Below are 19,948 nucleotides of genomic sequence, written 5' to 3'. Positions count from 1 at the left end.
CAGACCAAATTCAGGCGATCCGCGCAACCGCCCCCGGAATAAATCGCACCCAAGCCTAAAGTCGAACCGAAGTGCCTAACGCAGTATTAAGCACCCACTGCCCCACTTAACTCTCAGTCGTCCCCCTCCCCCTTGAGGGGCTTCGAGGGGACCAGAAATCGATCCGGTGGATCGATTTCCCCCGAGAAGGCCATGAGAGCTGTGCTCGAATGGCAGATCAAGGGTGGGGGGCCCCACGCTCCGGCAGTCGAGGTCGATCGACCCCTCACCCAATCGCTCGCTTCAAACTCAGCATATCCTGCCAGGCCAGTGCCTTCGCCCCCGGCGTCCTGAGCAGATACGCCGGGTGCAGCGTCGCCAGCGCCCGCGTCGCGTGGCTCCCCACCGTCAGATCCCGCCATTGCCCACGCGTCCGCGTAATCCCCAGCGAGGTCTCGAACAGCGCCTTGGTGGGCACATTCCCCAGCGTCACCAGAAACTTCGGCGCCACCAGCTCCACCTGCCGGTGCAAAAACGGCGCGCAGAGCGCCAGCTCTTCCGGCGAGGGGTCGCGGTTGCCCGGCGGCCGCCACGGCACCATGTTGGCGATATAGACCTTGGTGCGGTCGAGCCCGATCGCCGCCAGCATCCGGTCGAGCAATTGCCCGGCGCGCCCGACAAAGGGCTTCCCCTGAATGTCCTCCTGCTCGCCCGGCCCTTCGCCCACCAGCATGATTTCGGCTTCGGGATTGCCATCGGCAAAGCAGAGCTGCGTCGCCCGCTTTTTGAGCGTGCAGCCCTCATAGGCATTCATGATCGCCCGCAATTCGTCGAGCGTCGAAGCCCCAGCCGCCAGGGCGCGCGTCTCTGCAGGGTCGGCACTCAGCGAGGCCGCCACGACCGGCATTTCCACGCTGCCTGGCTGCGGCACCAGCACCGGGGCAGGGCGGCTGCGCGGCGGCACCACCGATGCCGCAAAGCGGTCCACCGGCTCGTCGAGCACCGCCAGATCCACCCCGGCGGCCCGATACCAGTCGAGCGCCGCTGCGGCTTCGGCGTCATTTAGCGGTCGATTTGCGGACATGGAACCTGTTATGTCACAGCCCGCAAGCGGTTGCCACCAGCTTGCCACCACCCTGCCATCAGTTGATTGGGACCGTCCTTGGCCGACGCTTCGAACCGCGAAATCCTCGAGACCGACGTCGTCATCGTCGGAGCCGGCCCCTCGGGCCTTGCCGCCGCCATCCGGCTCAAGCAGAAGGCGCCGCATCTCTCAGTCACCGTGGTGGAAAAGTCCGCCGAAATCGGCGGTCACATCCTTTCAGGCGCCGTGATGAACCCCGTCGGCATGGATGAACTGCTCCCCGGCTGGCGCAGTATGGGCGCCCCAGTCGGACCCGATGTCACCAAAGACACCTTCCACTTCCTCGGCCCCAAGGCCGATTTCGCCTTCCCCGGCATGCTGGTCCCGCCCCAGATGCACGTCGATAACGGCGTCATCATCAGCCTCGGCGCGCTCGTCCGCTGGCTCGGCGACCACGCGCAAAGCCTCGGCGTCGATATCTTCCCGATGACTGCGGCCGTCGATCTGCTCACCAGCGACACCGGCGCCATCGAGGGCATCATCACCGGCGACCTCGGCGTTCACCGCGACGGCACGCCCAAATCCACCCACGCCGCCGGCATCGGCCTCAAGGCCAAGTATACTCTGATCGGCGAGGGCGCCCGCGGCTCACTCGCAAAGCAGCTCATCGCCCGCTTCGGCCTCGCCGCTAATCACGACCCGCAGCTTTACGGCCTCGGCATCAAGGAGGTCTGGGAGCTCCCCGCCGATCGCCACGAGCCAGGCCGCGTCGATCACTATCTCGGCTTCCCGCTCGATGACGCCACCTCCGGCGGCGGCTTCGCCTACCACGCCGAAGACCGGAAGCTCTATCTCGGCTTCGTCACGCACCTCAGCTATTCGGACCCCACAATCTCGCCTTTCGACGAATTCCAGCGCTTCAAGGCGCACCCCTCGATCACCCGCATGCTTGAGGGCGCCCGCCGCCTCACCTATGGCGCCCGCGCCCTCTCTTCGGGCGGCATCCAGTCGATCCCCGATCTTGCTTTCCCCGGCGGTGCGCTGATCGGCTGCGCGGCCGGCTTCATGAACGTGCCGGCGCTGAAGGCCATCCATTCCGCCATTCGCTCCGGCATCGCCACCGCCGATGAGGTCGCCGCCGCCATCGCCGCCGGCCGCGCCAACGACACGCTCACCACCCTTGATGCCGCCGTCCGCGCCACCGGCATCGCCGCTGAACTCACCCCCGTCCGCAACATGAAGCCGCTTTGGTCGCGCTTCGGTACGCTCTTCGGCGTGCTGCTGGGCGGGTTCGATCTCTGGTGCCAGGCGCTCTTTTCCCTCTCGCCCTTCGGCACCCTCAGCCACACCAAGGCCGATTTCGAAAAGCTCAAACCCCTCGCCGCGGTCACCCCGCGTGAGTACGAGCGGCCCGACGGCAAAACCACGTTCGATCGCTCGTCTTCCGTCTTCCTCGCCAACCTCAGCCACGACGAAGACCAGCCGATCCACCTGAAGCTGGCCGATCCCGCCGTCCCCGTGCGCGACAATCTCCCGCTCTATGGCGAGCCCGCGCCGCTCTATTGCCCAGCAGGCGTCTATGAAATCGGCGAGGAGGGAGGTGCCCCGGTCTTCCGCATCCACGCCGCCAACTGCGTCCACTGCAAGACCTGCGACATCAAGGATCCCGCCCAGAACATCACCTGGGTGCCGCCCGAAGGCGGCTCCGGCCCAAGCTATTCCGGCATGTAGCCGTCCCAAACTCACGCAAGCGTGCCTCACTCAGCCCACTTGCCCCTTGCGGCGCAGTCGCAAAATCGCCCATCTTTCGGCAACTAAGTCCAAACCTGACCTTTCCCGAGCGGAGCCATCGCGCCTGTGACCCAAACTGCCCGCCTGCTGACTGGCGCCATCCTGGCTCTGACGCTCTCCACCAGCGTTGTCATGGCCCTCGATTCCTCCGAGGCCATGCCGCTTTCCACCATCAGTGCCACCGGCAATTTCCTTGCTGGCCGACAGGCTTTGCAGGATCTGCGCACCGGCGATGCCGCCGAGCTCTTCAACGCAGCCGCGCAGGCCGATTGGGACAACCCGGTCACCGTCGAGCGCAGCTTCATGGCCTTCGCTGCCAACGGCCAGATCGAGGACGCAGCGCGCGTTGCCACCCACCTCATCGAGCTGACTGGCCCCAATGACATGGCAAGCCTCGTCATCGGCACTGAAGCGCTGAAGCAGCGCCGCTACGCCGCCGCCGCCAAGGCGCTCGAAAAGGCCGGCGGCGATACCTTCGCCGGCGTCACCGGTGGCATTATTCGCGCCTGGGCCCTCTCCGCCGAGGGCCAGGACGCGGAGTCATCCAAACTTCTCGACACCCTGGGGCAGGGCGGTCTTGAGGATTTCCTCGTGTTCCACCGCGCGCTGATGGCCGATGTCGCGGGGCGCAGCAGCGAGGCGCTGGATTTCGCCAAGAAGGCCTACGAGGGCGATCCCAACGTCGTCCGCGTCGTCGAGGCCTATACCCGCATGCTCGGCAATGCCGGCCGCTTCGATGAGGCTGAGGCCGTCATCGCCAAGTTCGATGCCACCGGTCTCGATCACCCGTTGATCGATGCGGTCAAGGCGTCGATCGATCTGAAGCAGCGCCCGGGGGTCTTTGCCACCAACGTCCAGGCCGGCGCCGCCGAAGTGTTCAACTCCATGGGCGTCGCGCTCGGCCGTGAAAGCGCCCCCGAGATCACCGCCGTGTTCCTGCAGCTCGGCATGTATCTCGATCCCAATGCCGATGCGATCGATCTGGTCTACGGCCAGTTGCTCGATGAGGCCGGCCAGCACGACGAGGCCAACGACGTTTACAATCACATCGCATCGACCTCGGTCATGAAGCCGATGGCCGTTGTCCGCGTCGCTGAAAATCTCGCAGCGCTGGGTGATCGCGACAAGGCGCTGACCCAGCTTGCCTCGATCGTTTCCAGCAGCCCCAAGGACGTCGACGCCCTCTCGGTGCTGGGCGACATGCAGCGCGCCGCCGAAAAGTTCGACGATGCCGCTGACAGTTATTCGAAGGCCTTGGCCATCGTTGGCGGTGAATCGCCCGCCGACTGGCGCTTCTACTATGTGCGCGGCATCTCCTATGAACGCGGCAAGCACTGGGACAAGGCCGAGGCCGATTTCAAGAAGGCGCTGGTCCTCAACCCCGACCAGCCGCAGGTGCTGAACTATCTGGGCTACAGCTGGGTCGACAAGGGCATCAACCTCATCCCCGCCCTCGATATGATCCAGAAGGCCGTCGATGCCTCGCCCAATGACGGCTACATCGTTGATAGCCTTGGCTGGGCCTATTACCGCCTCGGTCGCTTTGCCGAAGCCGTGACGACGCTTGAAAAGGCGGTGCAGATGCGCTCGACCGATCCCGAGATCAACGACCATCTGGGCGATGCCTACTGGCGCGCCGGCCGCGAACTCGAGGCCCGCTTCCAGTGGAACATCGCCTCCGCCGTCGATGAGCCCGATGGCGCCGTCCGGGCTCGCGTCAAGCTCAAGCTCGCTGGCGGGCTCGATGCGGTGCCGCAGCCCGGCACTGTCGCAGAAAGCGCCCCCCAGACCGAGACTGCTCCGGCTGCGCCGCCGGACGCGACTACCCCCAACTAGATGGACGGCGTCTTCTCCGAGGCCGCCCCCGCAAAGGTCAATCTCGCGCTCCATGTCACCGGCCGCCGGGCTGATGGCTACCATGAGCTCGAAAGCCTCGTGGTCTTTGCCGATGTGTCCGACGAGCTGACGGCGCGCCCTGCGAGGTCCGACACTCTCAAGGTCGGCGGCCCGTTCGCGGCCGCTGCAGGTGGTGGAGACAGCAACCTCGTCATGCGAGCCGTCGCCGCCTTCCGCGCCCGCTGGCCCGGCCACGTCGAAACCGGTCTCGCGTTCGAGCTGCACAAGAATCTGCCGGTCGCCGCCGGCCTCGGCGGCGGCTCAGCCGATGCCGCGGCCGCATTACGGCTGATGGCGTCGCTCGGCGAGGCCGAGATCGGGTTTGCTGAACTCAGCGAAGTCGCCCTATCCCTCGGCGCCGATGTGCCCGCTTGCCTCGTCTCGCGTCCCTGCGAAGTGCGCGGCGTCGGCGAAATCATCCACCAGCTCCACACCTTCCCTGCCAGTCACATCGTGCTGGTCAATCCGCTCCAGCCGGTGATCACTGCCGACGTGTTCCGGCGTCTCCAAAGCCGCACCAATCCGCCGCTGCCACCACTGCCGCAGCCCTTGACCCGCCCAGCCCAGCTCGGCCTCTGGCTCGGTGAAACCCGCAACGACCTTGAGCCCCCCGCCATCGCGCTGGTACCGGTCATCGGTGATCTGATTGCTGAATTGAGTAAGTTCGACGGCTGCATTCTCGCCCGCATGTCGGGCTCCGGCGCCACGGTCTTTGGCCTCTTCGGCTCCGCCGCCAAAGCCCACCAGGCCGCCCACGACCTCCGCGACACCCACCCCGGCTTCTGGGTCGCCGCAGCGCCACTTCTGGCGCCAGGCTGAGGCAGCACGGCAGGCCAATGCCCTTCTTCACCTCTCCCTTCGGGGGAGAGGTCGACGCGAAGCGGCGGGTGAGGGGGCCTTCTGGGGAATCGCGTCTAGGTCGCCCAGCACTAGTAAGCCCGCGCCACCGTCACTTCAGCGACGTCCCCCAGCAGCGTCTTCATCTCGCTCGGCGGCAGGCCCTTCAGCGCTTCCCTGGCGCGCCGCGCATGCGAAAAGGCCCGTTCGATGCTGCGGCCCAGCGTGTCGTAGCGCTCAAAGATCGCTACCACCTGCCTGAGGTCGCCCTCGCCGGCGCCGGGTTGTCCCAGCACGGCTACAATTGTCTCGCGCTCCGCCGGTGTCGCGTTTTCCAGCGCGAGGATCACCGGCAGCGTCATCTTGCCTTCGCGCAGATCATCGCCGGTATTCTTGCCCAACGTGCCCGCTTCGCCGCGATAGTCGAGTACGTCGTCAACCAACTGGAATGCAAATCCAAGTTCACGGCCATAGTCGCGCAGCGCCCGCCGTCCGGCCGCATCAGCGCCACCCGCCATCGCGCCCACTTCCGTCGCCGCCTCGAACAGCGTCGCGGTCTTGGCGCCGATCACCGTGTCGTAGTCCGCTGCGGTCGTCGTCAGGTCGCGCGCCTTGGCGAGCTGGAACACTTCGCCCTCGGCAATCACCGTCGCCGCCTTCGAGATCACTTTCAGCGCTTCGATATGGCCGGTGTCCACCATCATCGTGAACGCCTGCCCGAGGAGGAAGTCGCCCACCAGGACGCTCGCCTGGTTGCCCCAGATCATCCGCGCTGCCGCCCGGCCGCGCCGCATGTCGCTCTCATCCACCACATCGTCGTGCAGCAGCGTGGCGTTGTGCATGAATTCGACGGCCGCCGCGAAATTGATTTCGCTTCCCGCCGCCCGGCCAAACAGCATCGCCGCTGCAATCGTCAGCATCGGGCGCAAGCGCTTACCGCCGGCATCGATCAGGTACCGCGCGATCTCGGGCACGAGGTCAACATGCGACTCGGCTTTTGAGAGGATCATCGCGTTGACCCGGTCCATGCCGGGGCGCGTCGCTTCCACCAGCCGGTCGAGCGCACCGGCGCCCGTCGCCTCGTTTGCCGCTACCGCCGCTGACGCCATGAATTCCTCGGTTTATCGGACCGGTTTGCCGGCCTATAATCCACCGCTAAGCATTTTAGCGATGGTGCGATGTCCCTAGACCACACACCCGATCTTGTAAAACAACAATCGCCGACACGCGACGCCTTTTTGGGTGGCCGCCTCGCTGTGTCGCAGCCCGGCAACGGCTTTCGCGCTGGGCTGGATTCCGTGCTGCTGGGCGCCGCCGTCAGTCCCAGTTCGACCAGCCTCCTCGATCTCGGCACCGGCGTCGGCACCGCCGCCCTCGTCGCGCTCGCCGATCGCCCTCAACTCACCGCAACGCTCTGCGACAGTGACGCCGAAATGCTCGCCCTCGCAGCCCTCAACCTCACCACCAACGGCTTCGCCGAACGCGCTCGCACCCTGCTGCTCGACGTCACCACCAAGGGTAGCCTCCGAGCCGCTGCCGGCCTCCCGGCCGATCACTTCGCAACCGTCATCGCCAACCCGCCCTTCTTCGACCCCGGCCGTGGCTCCGCCCCGTCGCCCACCCGCAGCGACGCGCGCCACATGCCCGATGGTGAGCTCGATCTCTGGGTCAAGGCCGCCGCCACCCATGCTGCGCCCGGCGGCGAGGTGATCTTCATCCACACCGCCACCGCCCTGCCGCTGTTGCTCGCCTCCTTCACCGCCCGTTTCGGCGCCATCACCGTCCTGCCTCTGCTGCCGCGCGAGGGCGAGGCCGCCAGCCGCATCCTCATCCGCGGCATCAAGGGCGTGCGCACCCCCTTCACCCTCCTCGCCGCACGTGCCCTCCACGAGGCCTCCGGCCGTGCCTTTCGCCCCGCCTTCGATGCCATCTTCCAGGGCACGGGCCCGCTGATCTGGTAAAGTCCCGCCAACGCGCATACATCTGCCGCCGACACTAGCGAGGCAATGATGGGACTACGCTCGATTATCAAGCGCCTGATGGGTCAATCCGGCCCGATCATTCCCGTCGTCCGGCTGCAGGGCGTTATCGCCGCCGACCAGCGGCCGGGCCGGCTCAATATCGAAACCGTCGCCCCGCTCCTGAAGCGCGCCTTCGCCATCAAATCCGCCCCCGCTGTCGCGATCATCGTCAATTCCCCCGGCGGTTCCCCGGTCCAGTCCCGCCTCATCTCCAAGCGTATCCGCGACCTCGCCGACGAGCACAACAAGCCCGTCCTCGTCTTCGTCGAGGACGCAGCCGCCTCCGGTGGCTATTTCATCGCCGTCGCCGGCGACGAGATCATCGCCGATCCCTCCTCGATCGTCGGCTCCATCGGCGTCATCTTTTCCGGCTTCGGCTTCGTCGAGGCCATCGGCAAGCTCGGTGTCGAACGCCGCGTTCACACCGCCGGCCGCAACAAGTCCACCCTCGATCCGTTCCTCCCCGAAAAGCCCGAGGACATCGCCCGCATCAATCAGCTCGAAACGGACATTCACAAGGTGTTCATCGACTGGGTGAAATTGCGGCGCGGCACCCGCCTAAAGGCCTCTGACGATACGCTGTTCACTGGCGAGTTCTGGTCAGGCGTCCGTGGTCTCGACCTCGACCTCGTCGATCACCTGGGCGATCTGCGCGAAACCCTCCGCGCCCGCTACGGCGACAAGGTCGAACTGCCCGTCATCGCCCCCAAGCGCGGCCTCTTCAGCCTGCCGCGGCTGGGCATGGCGCTCCTCAACGACATCGAAGACCGCTCCGTCTGGGCGCGGCTGGGGCTCTAGACCATGACACTGATCCTCGTCCGCCTCGTCATTATCGTATTGGTTTTCGGAGCTATTTTCCTCGGCGCCCGCCGCATCTGGCGCGATTGGAAGGGCCAGTTCAAGCAGGTCGACCAGGCCCGCCACGACCGCGACCTGAAGGAACGCGCCCGCCCCGACGTCGTCACCCTCAAACGCGACAAAGACGGCAAGTTCCGCCAGCCCGACGACAAGTGATACGGCCGGCGTCCACTCAGCATTGACCGATCAAACAGATATGAGGTACGTACCTCATATTGGCAGGTCGCCATCGCCCTTCGTGCGGGGCGAGGTGCCGAGGGGACCGAACCTGTCAGAGGAACGCTTGGGAGGGCGCGCTAAGTGACTGAATTCAAAGTAAATCCGGATTTCAAGATCGCCGATGAAGCGGCTCTTCGGAGCCTGTTCCCAGCGCAAACCGCCCTCGCCATCAACAAGTGCCAGAACGCGCTCGACCACCACGCCCAGGCCTTCATCCAGCGCTCGCCCTTCCTCTGTCTCGGCACGCAGAACGCCGATGGCCGGGCCGATGTCAGCCCCCGTGGCGACCCGGCTGGCTTCGTAAAAATCCTCGACTCCAGAACTCTCGCGATCCCCGACCGCCCCGGCAACAACCGGCTCGACAGCCTCGCCAACATCATCGCCAACCCGACCGTCGGCCTGCTGTTCATCATCCCCGGCTTCGACGACACCCTGCGGGTGAATGGGCAGGCCAGCCTCGTGACGGATCCGGCCCTGCTCGAGACCATGATCGTCAACGATCGCGTCCCCAAGCTGGCTATCGTGATCAAGGTGGAAGAGGTTTTTATGCACTGCGCCAAGGCCTTCCGGCGCTCACACCTCTGGAGCCCCGTGCATTTCCAGGATCGCCGCCAGATGCCGTCGCTCTCCAAGATCATCCTCGATCAAACCACCGGCGCCCCAGCGGACGATGCCGAGATGCAGAAGATCGATGCGCAGCTGGAAGTCGATTACGACAAGTCGATGTACTGACCCGGCGGTACCCTAAACGGCGCGACGCTCATGGCTTGGTGCCACCGCGTCCATCACCCCGATCCGCTGGAACAGGGCAGGGATATCGTCCGCCGTCACCGGCTTGCTGATCAGATAGCCCTGCGCTTCATCGCAGCCCTGCCTGACCCAGTCATACTGCGCCTGCGTCTCGACGCCCTCTGCCGTCACCCGCAGCCCAAGCGATTGGCCGAGCCCGATTACCGAGCGTACGATCGCCTGGCCTTCCTCGCTCGCCGGCAGCCCGCTGATGAAGCTGCGGTCGATCTTGAGCTTGTTGAAGGGGAACCGCTGCAGATAGCCCAGTGATGAATAGCCGGTGCCAAAATCATCCAGCGCCAGTCGAATGCCGAGGCTGCGCAGCTTGCGCAGCGTCAACAGGTTCGCCCGGCTGTCCTTCAGCAGCACCGACTCGGTGATCTCGATTTCGAGCCGCGTCGGCGACATTCCGCCCAGCGCCTGCTCGATCATCTCCGTCAGCCCGCTATCGGCAAACTGCCGGGTGGAAAGGTTCACCGCCACCGAGACCTGCTCAGGCCACTTCGCTGCCTCGACGCATGCCGTCTTCAGTACCCACTCGCCAATCGGCACAATCAGCCCGCTCTCTTCAGCCAGATCGATGAATCCGGCGGGCGACACCATGCCCAACCGCGGATGCCGCCAGCGCAACAGCGCCTCAAAGCTGCAGATGCGCTCGGTCTTGAGCTCAAGAATCGGCTGATAAACCAGCTCGAACTCCCCGCGTTCCAGCCCCAGCCGCAGGTCTGCACGCAGTTGCTGACGCTCGATCAGCCCCGCTTCCATCTTGGGCTCAAACACGCAAAGCCCGCCGCGCGCTTCCGATTTGGCCGCATAGAGCGCGAGGTCGGCCTGCTTCATGATCCGGTCGGCATCGCCGCCAGAATCCTCCGATAGCGCAATCCCGATGCTGCCACCTACCAGCACCGCCTGGCCGTCGATCTGATGCGGCGCACGCGTCGCTGCGAGGATGTCACGTGCCATTCCGCGAACGTCCGAGACGCTGCCATAGTCGGCAATCACGACCGCAAACTCGTCGCCGCCCAGCCGCGCCACGCTCCGGGCATTCCTTGCTGAAGCGCCGAGGCGGTCTGCCGTGCCCGTTAGCACCGCGTCGCCCACCTGGTGGCCCAGCGTATCGTTCACCTCCTTGAAGTGATCGAGATCGAGCATCAGCACCGCGACCTGATGACCCTTGCCCAGTTCCTGCTGCAGTCGAGTCTGGAACAGCAGCCGGTTGTCGAGCCCAGTCAGCGCATCGTGGTGCGCCATGTGAGCGAACTCGTCCCGGATGCGGCGCTCTTCGCTGATATCGCGGAAAAAGATCGAGAGCCCCTCGGTAGTGGGGTAGGCGTGAATGCCCAGCCAGACCCCTCGGTCCTGGACAAAGATCTCGAACTCCGCCGCCTCGCCCGTCGCCACGGCCCGCTTGTAGTGATCACCCTCACCCGAAGTCTCTGCCGCCGGGAACAGCTCCCAGACGCTTATCCCCATGTGCAGCAGGTCGGCCTTGTTGATGGTGTGCGCCGCATTCTGGTTGAAAAACACCACCTTCCAGTCGCGATCGAGCACCAGAATGCTGTCCGAAGTGCTCTCGATCACCGATGACAGCCGGTCCTGTGTCGCCATCAGCTCGCTCCGGCTCCGCCCGATCGCGCCGCGCAACTGCTTTTGCACATGGATCATCCAGTGCTCGCGCAGCCCTACGACAGCGGCAAAGACCAGCGCCAGTCCGGCCGAAAACCACATCAGCGGCCCCTGGCCAAGCGCACCGCTCAAGCTCCCCGCGATCAGTACGATGGCAATCGCGAGCGCCGGTACTGTTGCTTGCGCTAGGCTGCGGTCACTGTGCGGCAGGTCGGCCCCTGCGCTCGCGCCTCCGGCCCGCTTCAGCCAAATCTGCTCCAGCGCCGCCCAGACGATCAGTCCTGCCGATGCGACCCAGAGCAACTGGCTCATCCCGCCAACGGTGAACGTCCCGCTCACCAGTTCCTGAGCATAGATCAGGTCGGCCCCCGATTCAGTCAGCACGGCCCCAATCAGCAGGATGAACGGCCAGGACCGGCTGCGGTGGCCGTAGACGAACATCGAGATCATGGCGAATGCCGCCACGCTGAACCACAGCGCGGGATAGAGGAACGCCACCGCCGTCCCAAACGGCGTCAGCACCGAACTCGACAGGTGGTCGCTGAGCGCAAACAGGCTCGCGAGCGCCACCGCCGCGAAGATCAGCACGAAATTATAGAGTTGCACCCGGCCGATGCGCTGGCCCAGCCGCGCATACTGGAAGATTCCAAGCGCAAACGCTCCCGCCATCGCGAAATAGGCTGCCTCGGGGATGGAGGGAAAAGCCACCTCCACGCCGCTCAAGAGTAGCGCGACATAGCCAATATTGCCCAACAGGTAGAGCGCTGACCCGATCGTGAAATAGCGCCATGCCAGGCGGTCCGTGCCCGTGCTGCCCCTTGCCGCGAGCACCGAACACACCACCGCCAGCGCGGGTCCGCCCATCTGGGCAACCGCTGCGAGCAGGCCAAGCCCCGCCGCATCGCCAGCCAACGCGTTGCGCACCAGCCAGAACGCGATCAGGCCGGCACTAAAGCAACAAAGCGCTACAAGGCGTCGAACGGAATGCATCCAGCTCACACGTTGGAGACGGGTTAGCAGCCGACTTTGCACCGCAAAACTGGCGAAACCCATAAGCCCGATGGCGAAAAATCCGTGAACGTGCCGGTAAACCGCCGCGCAACGACGCTCCCAACCCAGATTGACGAGCACAATTGACCCGTCCGCCTGCTGCCACTAGGTTCCGCGCGCCATTCCAACGCCGGAACGCCTACCCATGACCGATCGCCCCGCTCACATGGACCCGAAGAATTCCTTCCAGGGTCTCATCCTCACGCTGCAGAACTACTGGGCGGAGCAGGGTTGTGTCATCCTCCAGCCCTACGACATGCAGATGGGCGCGGGCACCTTCCACACCGCGACAACGCTCCGCGCCCTGGGCCCCAAGCCCTGGAAAGCCGCCTATGTGCAGCCCTCGCGCCGCCCCAAGGATGGTCGCTACGGCGAAAACCCCAACCGGCTGCAGCACTACTACCAGTTTCAGGTGATCCTGAAGCCCTCGCCCGACAACATCCAGCAGCTCTATCTCGATAGCCTCGCCGTCATCGGTCTCGATTCATCGCTCCACGACATCCGCTTTGTCGAAGACGACTGGGAGAGCCCGACACTCGGCGCCTGGGGCCTGGGCTGGGAGTGCTGGTGCGACGGCATGGAAGTCAGCCAGTTCACCTATTTCCAGCAGGTCGCCGGTTTCGAAACCAAGCCCGTCCCCGGTGAGATCACCTACGGCCTCGAGCGCCTCGCCATGTATGTGCAGGGCGTCGAGAACGTCTACGACCTCAACTTCAACGGCCGCGAGGGCGACGAGAAGGTCACCTATGGCGATATCTTCCTGCAGAACGAGCAGGAGTTCTCGAAGTACAATTTCGAGGCCGCCGACACCGACATGCTGTTCCGCCACTTCGCCGATGCCGAAGCCGAGTGCAAGGCGCTGTTGAAGAAAGGCGCCGTCGACAACCGCCAGACCCTCGCCGTCCCGGCCTACGAGCAGGTCGTCAAGGCCAGCCACAACTTCAACCTCCTCGATGCGCGCGGTGTCATCTCGGTGCAGGAACGCCAAAGCTACATCCTCCGCATCCGCGACCTCGCCAAAGCCTGCGGCGAAGCCTGGCTCCAGACGGCTGGTGGTGGGGCGGAATAGGCGTCTCAGCTGCTGTCGTCCCCTCGCCCCTCCGGGGAGAGGGCAAGTGTAGCTTAGGAGCGACAGCGACTTAGCGAAACTAGGGTGAGGGGGCCTTCCTTCCTCCTAATGGGGTGAACCAAATGCACCAGCCCACCCTCTCCGCCCTGCACCCCATTCTCACCGATCTCGGCCTCGCCGCGCCCATCGTCATCACCGACATCAAGGACGGCACCAACCGCGTCTTCCGCATCGATTTGGCTGACGGCACCGGCGTCGTGCTCAAGCAATACGACGAGCACTACAAGCACCACTACGTCGTCGCGGGGGAGACCTACGCCGAGCGGCTGCTGGCAAAGCTCGACCTGCCGATCACGCGCTACCTCCTGCAGGACGAGAGCCTGACCCGCCTGCCATACCCCTTCGCCATCACCAACTATCTTCCCGGCGCAACCGTGAAGTCACTGCGTGACGAGCCCGATATTGCCGATCTCTACCGCCAAATGGGCGCGCTGCTGCGCAAGCTCCACGCCGTGCCAGCCCCCGCCTACGGTCAGTTCGGTCCCGATGGCGTCATTGACGGCAAACAGACCAATGCCGAACTCATGCGCAGCGGCTTCGCCTATCACTTCGCGCAGTTCCGGAATTTCGGCGGCGGCGAGGCCCTCGCGGCGCGTCTCGAAGCCATCGTGGCCGATCGCTTCGACGCTATGACCTGGAGCCGCGGGCCGGTCTTTGCGCATGACGACCTGAACCCCAACAACGTGCTGGCTCAGCGCGATGCCAGCGGCCGCCTGCTCCTCACCGGTCTCATCGACTTCGGCAACGCCCGCGCCGGCGATGCGGTTTCCGATCTCGCCAAGAACCTGTTCAACACCGAACACGAACTACCCGGCTCCTCGCCCTTCATCCTCGAAGGCTACGGCCCCATCGACCACCCCGATCCCGAAGGCGCGCTGTGGTTCTACACCCTCCACCACCGCCTCGTAATGTGGTGGTGGCTCCGCCACGTCGGCATCATCCCTGATGGGGAGCACCACGACCTGATCGATGCATTGACGCAGATGGCTGACGAAGCCGAGGTCTGAGGCGATAGCATCTTCACCTCTCCCTTTGGGGGAGAGGTCGGCGCGCAGCGCCGGGTGAGGGGGCCTTTGCGGCTTAGGCAACGATACCGGCCCTTGCTTGCAACTCATCCCCGGCCCGCCAGTCCAACTGCCCCAAACCTGCGTGATTGCCCCAACTGTCGCTACGAAATCGCGTCGTCCGAAACCGGCCGCCCTTCGATGAAGTGCCCATAAAGCGTCGTCAGGATGCTCACCCCCACCATCAGCTTGATCCAGCCCGTAGCAAGCTGCCAGAGCCCCCGGACAATGACACTCACTAGGTCCATACCGAGCAGCAGAAACAGCGGCAGGTCGAGCACGAGCGAAGAAATCGTTGAAACCAATGCCAGTACCACAATGGCCCCGGTGGCATTCTTGGTCGCGCCCCACGCTTCTCCGAGCCGCAGTTGCTTCCCGATCGCTGCCGCCGGCAGAACCAAGGCAAGTCGGTAGTTGAGGATGAGCATGACGAAGACAATCAACCCCATGAGTGCAATGGCCAGCGCCGGCGCGGCCCCCGCGGCAAGCGTGACCAAGACCATGGCCAGGCCAACGACCATTGCGGCAAGAAACATGACGATGAAGAGCAGGAACGAGTTGCCGAGATAGGCGAGCAGGCGGTCACCGAGAAACTTGGGAATAAAGCCATTGGCCCCCTCTTGGAGCAGGATGAATCGATGCCAAGCCACCGCTACCCACATCCATCCGAGTGCCAATACCAGAACAGTGACAATCGCGACCAAGATCGTGAGAGGCTCCCGTTCAGCGCCCGTAGTCGTCAACTGCAAGAACCAGCTCACCAAAAACGCCGCCAGGTACAAGACCCCCGATATCCTCAAGGCCTCGCCAAAGTGCCGCGTAACCAGTCGAATTGAATGCAAAAAGATGTCGATGCCCACAGTCAGGCGCCCTCCGGCCAATGGTGATAAGTATCTGTGCGATAATCTAGAAAACGACCCAGGCAGCACTATTGCAGAGAGCTGGTGCGAGAGAAAAGGGGCCCGACAAGAATATTTGACGACAGTCGCTAAGCTGCCGCTTCCAGAGACCGAAGCGAGTTGGCACAAGCCCGACCTGATCGCAGTGACGCGCTTGGTGGACGAGAGGGGCGTGTGAGACGGTTCAGCCTTAGGTCGTCATCCCTACTGCACGAATGCGGTAGGTGTGATCCAAATGCGCAGTACGAAAACCAGGCAAATAAAGTCCGAGCTGCAACAGCTTCTTATCAATGATGTGCGCAACTTAGATAATTACCGATGAAAACAATACTGCTGGAGTGCAAATGGTTGGCCGAATCCTCCTCGGGACTGCCGCTATCGTTGTTCTGTTCGTTGGTTGGGGCGTCTGGATGCTTCTGGGCGGCCTCGTGCCGGGCGGCGGTACAATCGACCAGAATTCGGTCACCAAGCGCTACAAGATCGAAATGACCTTCGACGTCGCTGGCAAGACCGTCACCGGCAGCGGCGTCTTCATCGGTCGCTTCACCGCGCAGACCAACAGCCTCAAAAAAGTGCGTTACGCCTTTGTCGAACAATACTTCGATGCCGAAGGCATTGTGATCGACCTCCCGGATGGCTCCGTTCTGGCGAGTACGGTTAGGACCACGACCCAAATGGGTTCGCTAAATAGCCTTTTCCTGGATAGCTGCCGGCTGCCGCGCACGTTCAGCGATAAGTCCGGAGATGCCTGGCTCGCCAAGATAGAGGCCTTTCAAGGTCAGTGCGAATTGGAGAAAAGCTTGCTGCCAGCGTTAGTGCTATTCCCCGACAGAACGGTGCCGAAGGGCATCTACATCGACCCATCTGACAACGTACATGACATTCGCTTCGTATCTGGAAGTGTTTCGACGACGACTGACGACGTTCTGCATCGGATCACAACGGTTCTACCTTGGACTACTGATCCAAGACCTAATCTTGAAATTGACTACGGCAAAAGCCCTCTGGATCCGCGCGCGGAGATACAGGTAGCTCAATTCAACTGGCGCCTGGTCGGTGGCTCACCTACATCCCGGTGACTACCTGCACTCCACTACCACCCCATCCGCGCCCACAAACCGGAACACCGTGTTCCCCGCCTCATCGGTGCCGAACACGCCAGTCAGCCCCATTTCCTTGAGCGGCCCGCTCAGGGGATTGACGTCCGTCCCCGCCGAAGCCACCTGGCCCTTGCCGCTGCTGCCATCAGTCCGCGCAAGCGCATAGTCGCCCGCCACAAACAGGCTCAACTCCCCCAAAGCCGCCCCCGCACCATCCACGCACGCATAAACCCCCGGCGGCGGAAACTGCGCCAGGGCAGGGGAGGCGACGAGGGTGACGGCAACGGCAGCTAGGAGCAAACGCATGCCCCATCCTGCTGGTGAGCCCAGCCCTGCGCAACTCACAAGGGCGGGATGGCTGAGTTATAAGCTGGTCGCAATTTGCTTATAGCGGCGGGCCCGGGCGCTATTACCATTTTTGCGAAAATGGTAATAGCGGTGTCTGTGAAGCTGTGCTATTACCATTTTCGCGAAACTGGTAATAGCAATTATGAGCGCTGTCGATCTCTCTTATCAGGTCCTCTATTCCGAGCTCGCACAGCGCAGCCTCGATGCCTCGTTCACCTCGGAGTTTTCGCTGGATGGGCGTTTCATCAGCATGGAGAGCCGGGGGCGTCGCTACTGGTACTTCGACACCGCCAAGCGGGACGGCAAGCCCGGCAGCAAGCGCCGGATCTATGTGGGTCCGGTGGACGACGAGGAGATCAATCGCCGTGTCGCCACATTTAAGGACTTGAAGGCGGACTATCGGGCGAGGATGCGACTGGTGGCGACCCTGGTACGGGAAGCCTACCTGCCGCGCCCAGACCCTGTGACCGGAGAGGTTATAGACGCGTTGGCGCAGGCCGGCTTCTTCCGTATGCGCGGGGTGCTCGTAGGCACCGTCGCCTTCCAAAGTTATGCGGCTCTGCTGGGCGTTCGAATATTCAGTGGCACCATGCAGACCGGTGACGTCGACTTCGCGTTGTTTCACTCGATCGCCAACGCGGTGGACGACAGCATGCCGCCTATCCTCGAGTTGTTGCGGAATGTCGATCCGACTTTTCGAGAAGTTCCTCACCGGGCGGATGGCCGCTTCACGACGCAATACGTGACCCGTACAGGCTACAAAGTCGAGTTCCTCACCCCGAACACAAGCTCCAACGACTATTCCGACAAGCCTGCGCGTATGCCTGCGCTTGGCGATACGGCGGCTCAACCGCTGCGTTTCCTTGATTTCCTGATCCACCAGCCGGTGCGCGCCGTGGTGCTGCATGGCGCTGGCGTTCCTGTCCTCGTTCCCGCACCAGAACGCTATGCAATCCATAAGCTTATCGTGGCCAGCCGCCGTTTGGCCGATGACGATGGCATGGCGAAATCCCGCAAGGATTTGGCTCAAGCGCACAAGTTGATACACACAATGGTGGCGCAGCACACAGTGCCTGCACTTGCCGATGCCTTCATGGAGGCATGGGATCGTGGCCCGCACTGGCGCGACGCGCTGCGTGACGGCATCAATATGCTGGGTCCCGCGGAGGCCGTTCGAAAGGTTCTGGCCGATGGCGTCGTCAGGCTCGGGGCAGACCCGGCCAAATACGAATTGTCCACCCCCTAAACCGGCGGCATCAGCTCGTCAGCCCGCCCACGCCGCTTCTTGAACGGCTCCATGCCTTCATTGGCCAGCTGGTCTGCGCGCTCGTTCATTTCGTCGCCATTGTGGCCCTTGACCCAGTGCCAGTTGATCGTGTGGCGCCCCACGGCAGCGTCGAGCGCCTGCCACAGTTCCACGTTCTTGACCGGTTTCTTGTCAGCGGTCTTCCAGCCGTTCTTCTTCCAGCCGTGGATCCACTTGGTCAGCCCGTCCTTGACGTAATTGCTGTCGGTGTGGAGCTCGATCTGGCAGGGCCGCTTCAGCGCTGTCAGCGCTTCGATCGCCGCCGTCAGCTCCATCTGGTTGTTGGTGGTCAGCGGCGCGCCGCCCTTCAACTCCTTGATGGTGTCGCCATATTGCAGCACCGCGCCCCAGCCGCCCGGCCCGGGGTTACCCGAACACGCGCCATCGGTATGGATCACCACCGCGCTCATGCGGCCGGCCGGTTGTAGAGGAAGAACTGGCAGAGCTGCTCCCCCGGGGCCATCCCCACATGGGTCCGCGTCATGCCGATCCGCTCGAGCACCTTGATCGAAGCGTCGTTGCGCACATCAGCCAGCCCGATAAAATGGTCCTCGGTCTTGGCCTTGAAATACCAGTCGCGCAGCCCCGATGCTGCCTCGAACGCGTAGCCGTTCCCCCAATACTCAGGGTAGAGCGAATAGCCGATCTCGGCCTCGCCCGTCGGCGCGTAAATGCCGAACCCGGCCCGCCCCACCAGCACCCCATCGGACTTGCGTCGCACGCGGAGCTTGCCCAGCTGCCGCGTTTCGAAGAGTTCGATCCAGTGCGCCAGCGCCTTGTCCATCTCCTCGCGCGTCCATGGCCGGCCATGCGCCGTCAGCAGCCGTGCCACCACCGGGTCGCCATGCAGCCGCACCAGATCGCCGATCTGGTCAGCCCGCCACCCGCTCAGCACCAGCCGGTCGGTTTCAATCAGGTCGAGGTCACTCATAGGGTCGGCTGTGCCCTCAGTTCGCGCGGCAGGTTGAACACAATCGCCTCGCGCTGCTCGCCGCTCGCCCGCACCGCAATCTCGAAGCGCTGCGCAAACGCCTCGATCACCTCGTCCACCAGCTTTTCCGGCGCAGAAGCCCCGGCGGTGATCCCCAGCCGCGCGATCCCTTCGAACGCCGTCCAGTCGATCCGGTCGGCCCGCTCCACCAGCATGGCGCGCGGGCAGCCGTTGCGCTGCGCCACTTCCACCAGCCGCACCGAGTTCGATGATTCCGGCGCACCCACCACAATCATGGCGTCAACGTTCGGGGCCACGCGCTTGACCGCTTCTTGCCGGTTGGTCGTCGCGTAGCAGATGTCTTCCTTGTGCGGAAGCGCGATCGCCGGGAACCGCCGCCGCAGCACCTCCACCATGGCGCTCGTGTCATCGACGCTCAGCGTCGTCTGCGTCACATAGGCCAGCTTTTCCGGGTCGCGAGGCTCGAAAGCTTCCGCATCCGCCACAGTCTGCACCAGCGTGATCGCGCCCTCGGGCAGTTGCCCCATCGTGCCGATCACTTCCACATGCCCGGCATGGCCGATCAGGATGATCTCGCGGCCCTCGTTGTGCTGGCGCTGCGCCTCGATATGCACCTTGGAGACCAGCGGGCAGGTGGCATCGAGGAAAAACATCTGCCGCGCGCGCGCATCCGCCGGCACGCTCTTGGGCACGCCATGGGCCGAAAACACCACCGGCGCGCCCGTCGCGGGGATCTCGTCGAGCTCTTCCACAAACACCGCGCCCTTCTGGCGCAGGCCCTCAACCACATACTTGTTATGCACGATCGCGTGCCGCACATAGACCGGCGCGCCATACTTTTCGAGCGCCAGCTCCACGATCTGGATGGCCCGGTCGACGCCTGCGCAAAATCCGCGTGGCGCACAGAGCGTTATGTCAAGGTGTGGCCGTGTTTGCATCGCACAGCAAATGCGTTCAATACCCCCTGAAGTCAAGTGTTGCGGCCACCCCGCACGCCCGG

The 19,948-nt window shown here is 63.9% G+C and carries 19 protein-coding genes; 11 read left to right on the top strand and 8 right to left on the bottom strand.

The window, feature by feature from the left end:
* Positions 1-265: 265 nt before the first annotated feature.
* Complete coding sequence (locus ACO06J_RS10635; protein ID WP_421760688.1) at positions 266-1,063, bottom strand: uracil-DNA glycosylase; 798 nt, start codon at positions 1,061-1,063, stop codon at positions 266-268.
* A gap of 78 nt (positions 1,064-1,141) precedes the next feature.
* On the opposite strand from ACO06J_RS10635, the gene ACO06J_RS10630 reads away from it, so the two are divergent.
* The 3 genes from ACO06J_RS10630 to ACO06J_RS10620 all read left to right on the top strand — a co-directional run bounded on the left by ACO06J_RS10630 (position 1,142) and on the right by ACO06J_RS10620 (position 5,569).
* Positions 1,142-2,794, top strand: a complete 1,653-nt coding sequence (locus ACO06J_RS10630) for a 4Fe-4S dicluster domain-containing protein (protein WP_421760687.1) — start codon at positions 1,142-1,144, stop codon at positions 2,792-2,794.
* Positions 2,795-2,920: 126 nt separating this feature from the next.
* Entirely contained in the window at positions 2,921-4,690 is a 1,770-nt protein-coding gene (locus ACO06J_RS10625; protein WP_421760686.1) for a tetratricopeptide repeat protein, read from the top strand.
* Positions 4,691-5,569, top strand: coding sequence for a 4-(cytidine 5'-diphospho)-2-C-methyl-D-erythritol kinase (locus tag ACO06J_RS10620; protein WP_421760685.1), 879 nt, complete (start codon positions 4,691-4,693; stop codon positions 5,567-5,569). It abuts the gene before it with no gap.
* A 110-nt stretch (positions 5,570-5,679) separates the two neighbouring features.
* Here the strand turns inward: ACO06J_RS10620 and ACO06J_RS10615 are convergent, their stop codons facing one another.
* Complete coding sequence (locus tag ACO06J_RS10615; RefSeq protein WP_421760684.1) at positions 5,680-6,696, bottom strand: polyprenyl synthetase family protein; 1,017 nt, start codon at positions 6,694-6,696, stop codon at positions 5,680-5,682.
* Positions 6,697-6,765: 69 nt separating this feature from the next.
* Between ACO06J_RS10615 and ACO06J_RS10610 the strand changes: the two genes are divergently transcribed.
* The 4 genes from ACO06J_RS10610 to ACO06J_RS10595 all read left to right on the top strand — a co-directional run bounded on the left by ACO06J_RS10610 (position 6,766) and on the right by ACO06J_RS10595 (position 9,417).
* Positions 6,766-7,548, top strand: coding sequence for a tRNA1(Val) (adenine(37)-N6)-methyltransferase (locus ACO06J_RS10610; RefSeq protein WP_421760683.1), 783 nt, complete (start codon positions 6,766-6,768; stop codon positions 7,546-7,548).
* Positions 7,549-7,593: 45 nt separating this feature from the next.
* Positions 7,594-8,406, top strand: coding sequence for a S49 family peptidase (locus ACO06J_RS10605; protein WP_421760682.1), 813 nt, complete (start codon positions 7,594-7,596; stop codon positions 8,404-8,406).
* A gap of 3 nt (positions 8,407-8,409) precedes the next feature.
* Positions 8,410-8,622, top strand: coding sequence for a hypothetical protein (locus ACO06J_RS10600; protein WP_421760681.1), 213 nt, complete (start codon positions 8,410-8,412; stop codon positions 8,620-8,622).
* Between the two features lie 144 nt (positions 8,623-8,766).
* Positions 8,767-9,417 (top strand): pyridoxamine 5'-phosphate oxidase family protein, encoded by a 651-nt coding sequence (locus ACO06J_RS10595; protein WP_421760680.1) that lies wholly within the window; start codon positions 8,767-8,769, stop codon positions 9,415-9,417.
* A 12-nt stretch (positions 9,418-9,429) separates the two neighbouring features.
* On the opposite strand, the gene ACO06J_RS10590 is transcribed toward ACO06J_RS10595, so the two are convergent.
* A complete protein-coding gene (locus ACO06J_RS10590; RefSeq protein WP_421760679.1) occupies positions 9,430-12,090 on the bottom strand; it encodes an EAL domain-containing protein in 2,661 nt (886 codons plus the stop codon).
* A 205-nt stretch (positions 12,091-12,295) separates the two neighbouring features.
* Here ACO06J_RS10590 and ACO06J_RS10585 point away from each other — a divergent pair, with 205 nt between their 5' ends.
* Together ACO06J_RS10585 and ACO06J_RS10580 are read left to right on the top strand one after the other, a co-directional pair.
* Positions 12,296-13,219 (top strand): glycine--tRNA ligase subunit alpha, encoded by a 924-nt coding sequence (locus ACO06J_RS10585; RefSeq protein WP_421760678.1) that lies wholly within the window; start codon positions 12,296-12,298, stop codon positions 13,217-13,219.
* 122 nt (positions 13,220-13,341) lie between these two features.
* A complete protein-coding gene (locus ACO06J_RS10580; RefSeq protein ID WP_421760677.1) occupies positions 13,342-14,286 on the top strand; it encodes a phosphotransferase family protein in 945 nt (314 codons plus the stop codon).
* A gap of 161 nt (positions 14,287-14,447) precedes the next feature.
* Here the strand turns inward: ACO06J_RS10580 and ACO06J_RS10575 are convergent, their stop codons facing one another.
* Positions 14,448-15,203, bottom strand: coding sequence for a hypothetical protein (locus tag ACO06J_RS10575; RefSeq protein ID WP_421760676.1), 756 nt, complete (start codon positions 15,201-15,203; stop codon positions 14,448-14,450).
* A gap of 383 nt (positions 15,204-15,586) precedes the next feature.
* Here ACO06J_RS10575 and ACO06J_RS10570 point away from each other — a divergent pair, with 383 nt between their 5' ends.
* Complete coding sequence (locus ACO06J_RS10570; protein ID WP_421760675.1) at positions 15,587-16,321, top strand: hypothetical protein; 735 nt, start codon at positions 15,587-15,589, stop codon at positions 16,319-16,321.
* On the opposite strand, the gene ACO06J_RS10565 is transcribed toward ACO06J_RS10570, so the two are convergent.
* Positions 16,322-16,648, bottom strand: coding sequence for a hypothetical protein (locus tag ACO06J_RS10565; RefSeq protein WP_421760674.1), 327 nt, complete (start codon positions 16,646-16,648; stop codon positions 16,322-16,324).
* Between the two features lie 184 nt (positions 16,649-16,832).
* Between ACO06J_RS10565 and ACO06J_RS10560 the strand changes: the two genes are divergently transcribed.
* The gene (locus ACO06J_RS10560; RefSeq protein ID WP_421760673.1) at positions 16,833-17,936 is read left to right on the top strand and encodes a GSU2403 family nucleotidyltransferase fold protein; all 1,104 of its coding nucleotides are present in this window, start codon (positions 16,833-16,835) and stop codon (positions 17,934-17,936) included.
* Here the strand turns inward: ACO06J_RS10560 and rnhA are convergent.
* Genes rnhA through ispH form a run of 3 tightly spaced genes read right to left on the bottom strand, consistent with a single transcriptional unit; the run spans position 17,933 to position 19,886 of the window.
* Entirely contained in the window at positions 17,933-18,406 is a 474-nt protein-coding gene (gene rnhA, locus ACO06J_RS10555; RefSeq protein WP_421760672.1) for a ribonuclease HI, read from the bottom strand. The genes ACO06J_RS10560 and rnhA overlap by 4 nt on opposite strands.
* The gene (locus ACO06J_RS10550; RefSeq protein WP_421760671.1) at positions 18,403-18,927 is read right to left on the bottom strand and encodes a GNAT family N-acetyltransferase; all 525 of its coding nucleotides are present in this window, start codon (positions 18,925-18,927) and stop codon (positions 18,403-18,405) included. Before ACO06J_RS10550 ends, rnhA begins: the two co-directional genes overlap by 4 nt.
* Positions 18,924-19,886: a 4-hydroxy-3-methylbut-2-enyl diphosphate reductase gene (gene ispH / locus ACO06J_RS10545; RefSeq protein WP_421760670.1), complete on the bottom strand. Its 963-nt coding sequence runs from the start codon at positions 19,884-19,886 to the stop codon at positions 18,924-18,926. The genes ACO06J_RS10550 and ispH overlap by 4 nt, the downstream gene beginning before the upstream one ends.
* Positions 19,887-19,948: the final 62 nt, after the last annotated feature.

The organism is Devosia sp., from assembly GCF_965229025.1.
Classification (GTDB): Bacteria; Pseudomonadota; Alphaproteobacteria; order Rhizobiales; family Devosiaceae; genus Devosia_A.
Note: the sequence above shows the minus strand (reverse complement) of the source record. Positions and strands in the feature narration are given on the sequence as shown.

Excerpts from the sequence above, each read along its gene's own strand:
- ACO06J_RS10635 (WP_421760688.1), bottom strand. The coding sequence starts at position 1,063 with ATGTCCGCAAATCGACCGCTAAATGACGCCGAAGCCGCAGCGGCGCTC.
- ACO06J_RS10620 (WP_421760685.1), top strand. The coding sequence starts at position 4,691 with ATGGACGGCGTCTTCTCCGAGGCCGCCCCCGCAAAGGTCAATCTCGCG.
- ACO06J_RS10615 (WP_421760684.1), bottom strand. The coding sequence starts at position 6,696 with ATGGCGTCAGCGGCGGTAGCGGCAAACGAGGCGACGGGCGCCGGTGCG.
- ACO06J_RS10610 (WP_421760683.1), top strand. The coding sequence starts at position 6,766 with ATGTCCCTAGACCACACACCCGATCTTGTAAAACAACAATCGCCGACA.
- ACO06J_RS10605 (WP_421760682.1), top strand. The coding sequence starts at position 7,594 with ATGATGGGACTACGCTCGATTATCAAGCGCCTGATGGGTCAATCCGGC.
- ACO06J_RS10600 (WP_421760681.1), top strand. The coding sequence starts at position 8,410 with ATGACACTGATCCTCGTCCGCCTCGTCATTATCGTATTGGTTTTCGGA.
- ACO06J_RS10590 (WP_421760679.1), bottom strand. The coding sequence starts at position 12,090 with ATGCATTCCGTTCGACGCCTTGTAGCGCTTTGTTGCTTTAGTGCCGGC.
- ACO06J_RS10585 (WP_421760678.1), top strand. The coding sequence starts at position 12,296 with ATGACCGATCGCCCCGCTCACATGGACCCGAAGAATTCCTTCCAGGGT.
- ACO06J_RS10580 (WP_421760677.1), top strand. The coding sequence starts at position 13,342 with ATGCACCAGCCCACCCTCTCCGCCCTGCACCCCATTCTCACCGATCTC.
- ACO06J_RS10570 (WP_421760675.1), top strand. The coding sequence starts at position 15,587 with ATGGTTGGCCGAATCCTCCTCGGGACTGCCGCTATCGTTGTTCTGTTC.
- ACO06J_RS10565 (WP_421760674.1), bottom strand. The coding sequence starts at position 16,648 with ATGCGTTTGCTCCTAGCTGCCGTTGCCGTCACCCTCGTCGCCTCCCCT.
- ACO06J_RS10560 (WP_421760673.1), top strand. The coding sequence starts at position 16,833 with ATGAGCGCTGTCGATCTCTCTTATCAGGTCCTCTATTCCGAGCTCGCA.
- rnhA (WP_421760672.1), bottom strand. The coding sequence starts at position 18,406 with ATGAGCGCGGTGGTGATCCATACCGATGGCGCGTGTTCGGGTAACCCC.
- ACO06J_RS10550 (WP_421760671.1), bottom strand. The coding sequence starts at position 18,927 with ATGAGTGACCTCGACCTGATTGAAACCGACCGGCTGGTGCTGAGCGGG.
- ispH (WP_421760670.1), bottom strand. The coding sequence starts at position 19,886 with ATGCAAACACGGCCACACCTTGACATAACGCTCTGTGCGCCACGCGGA.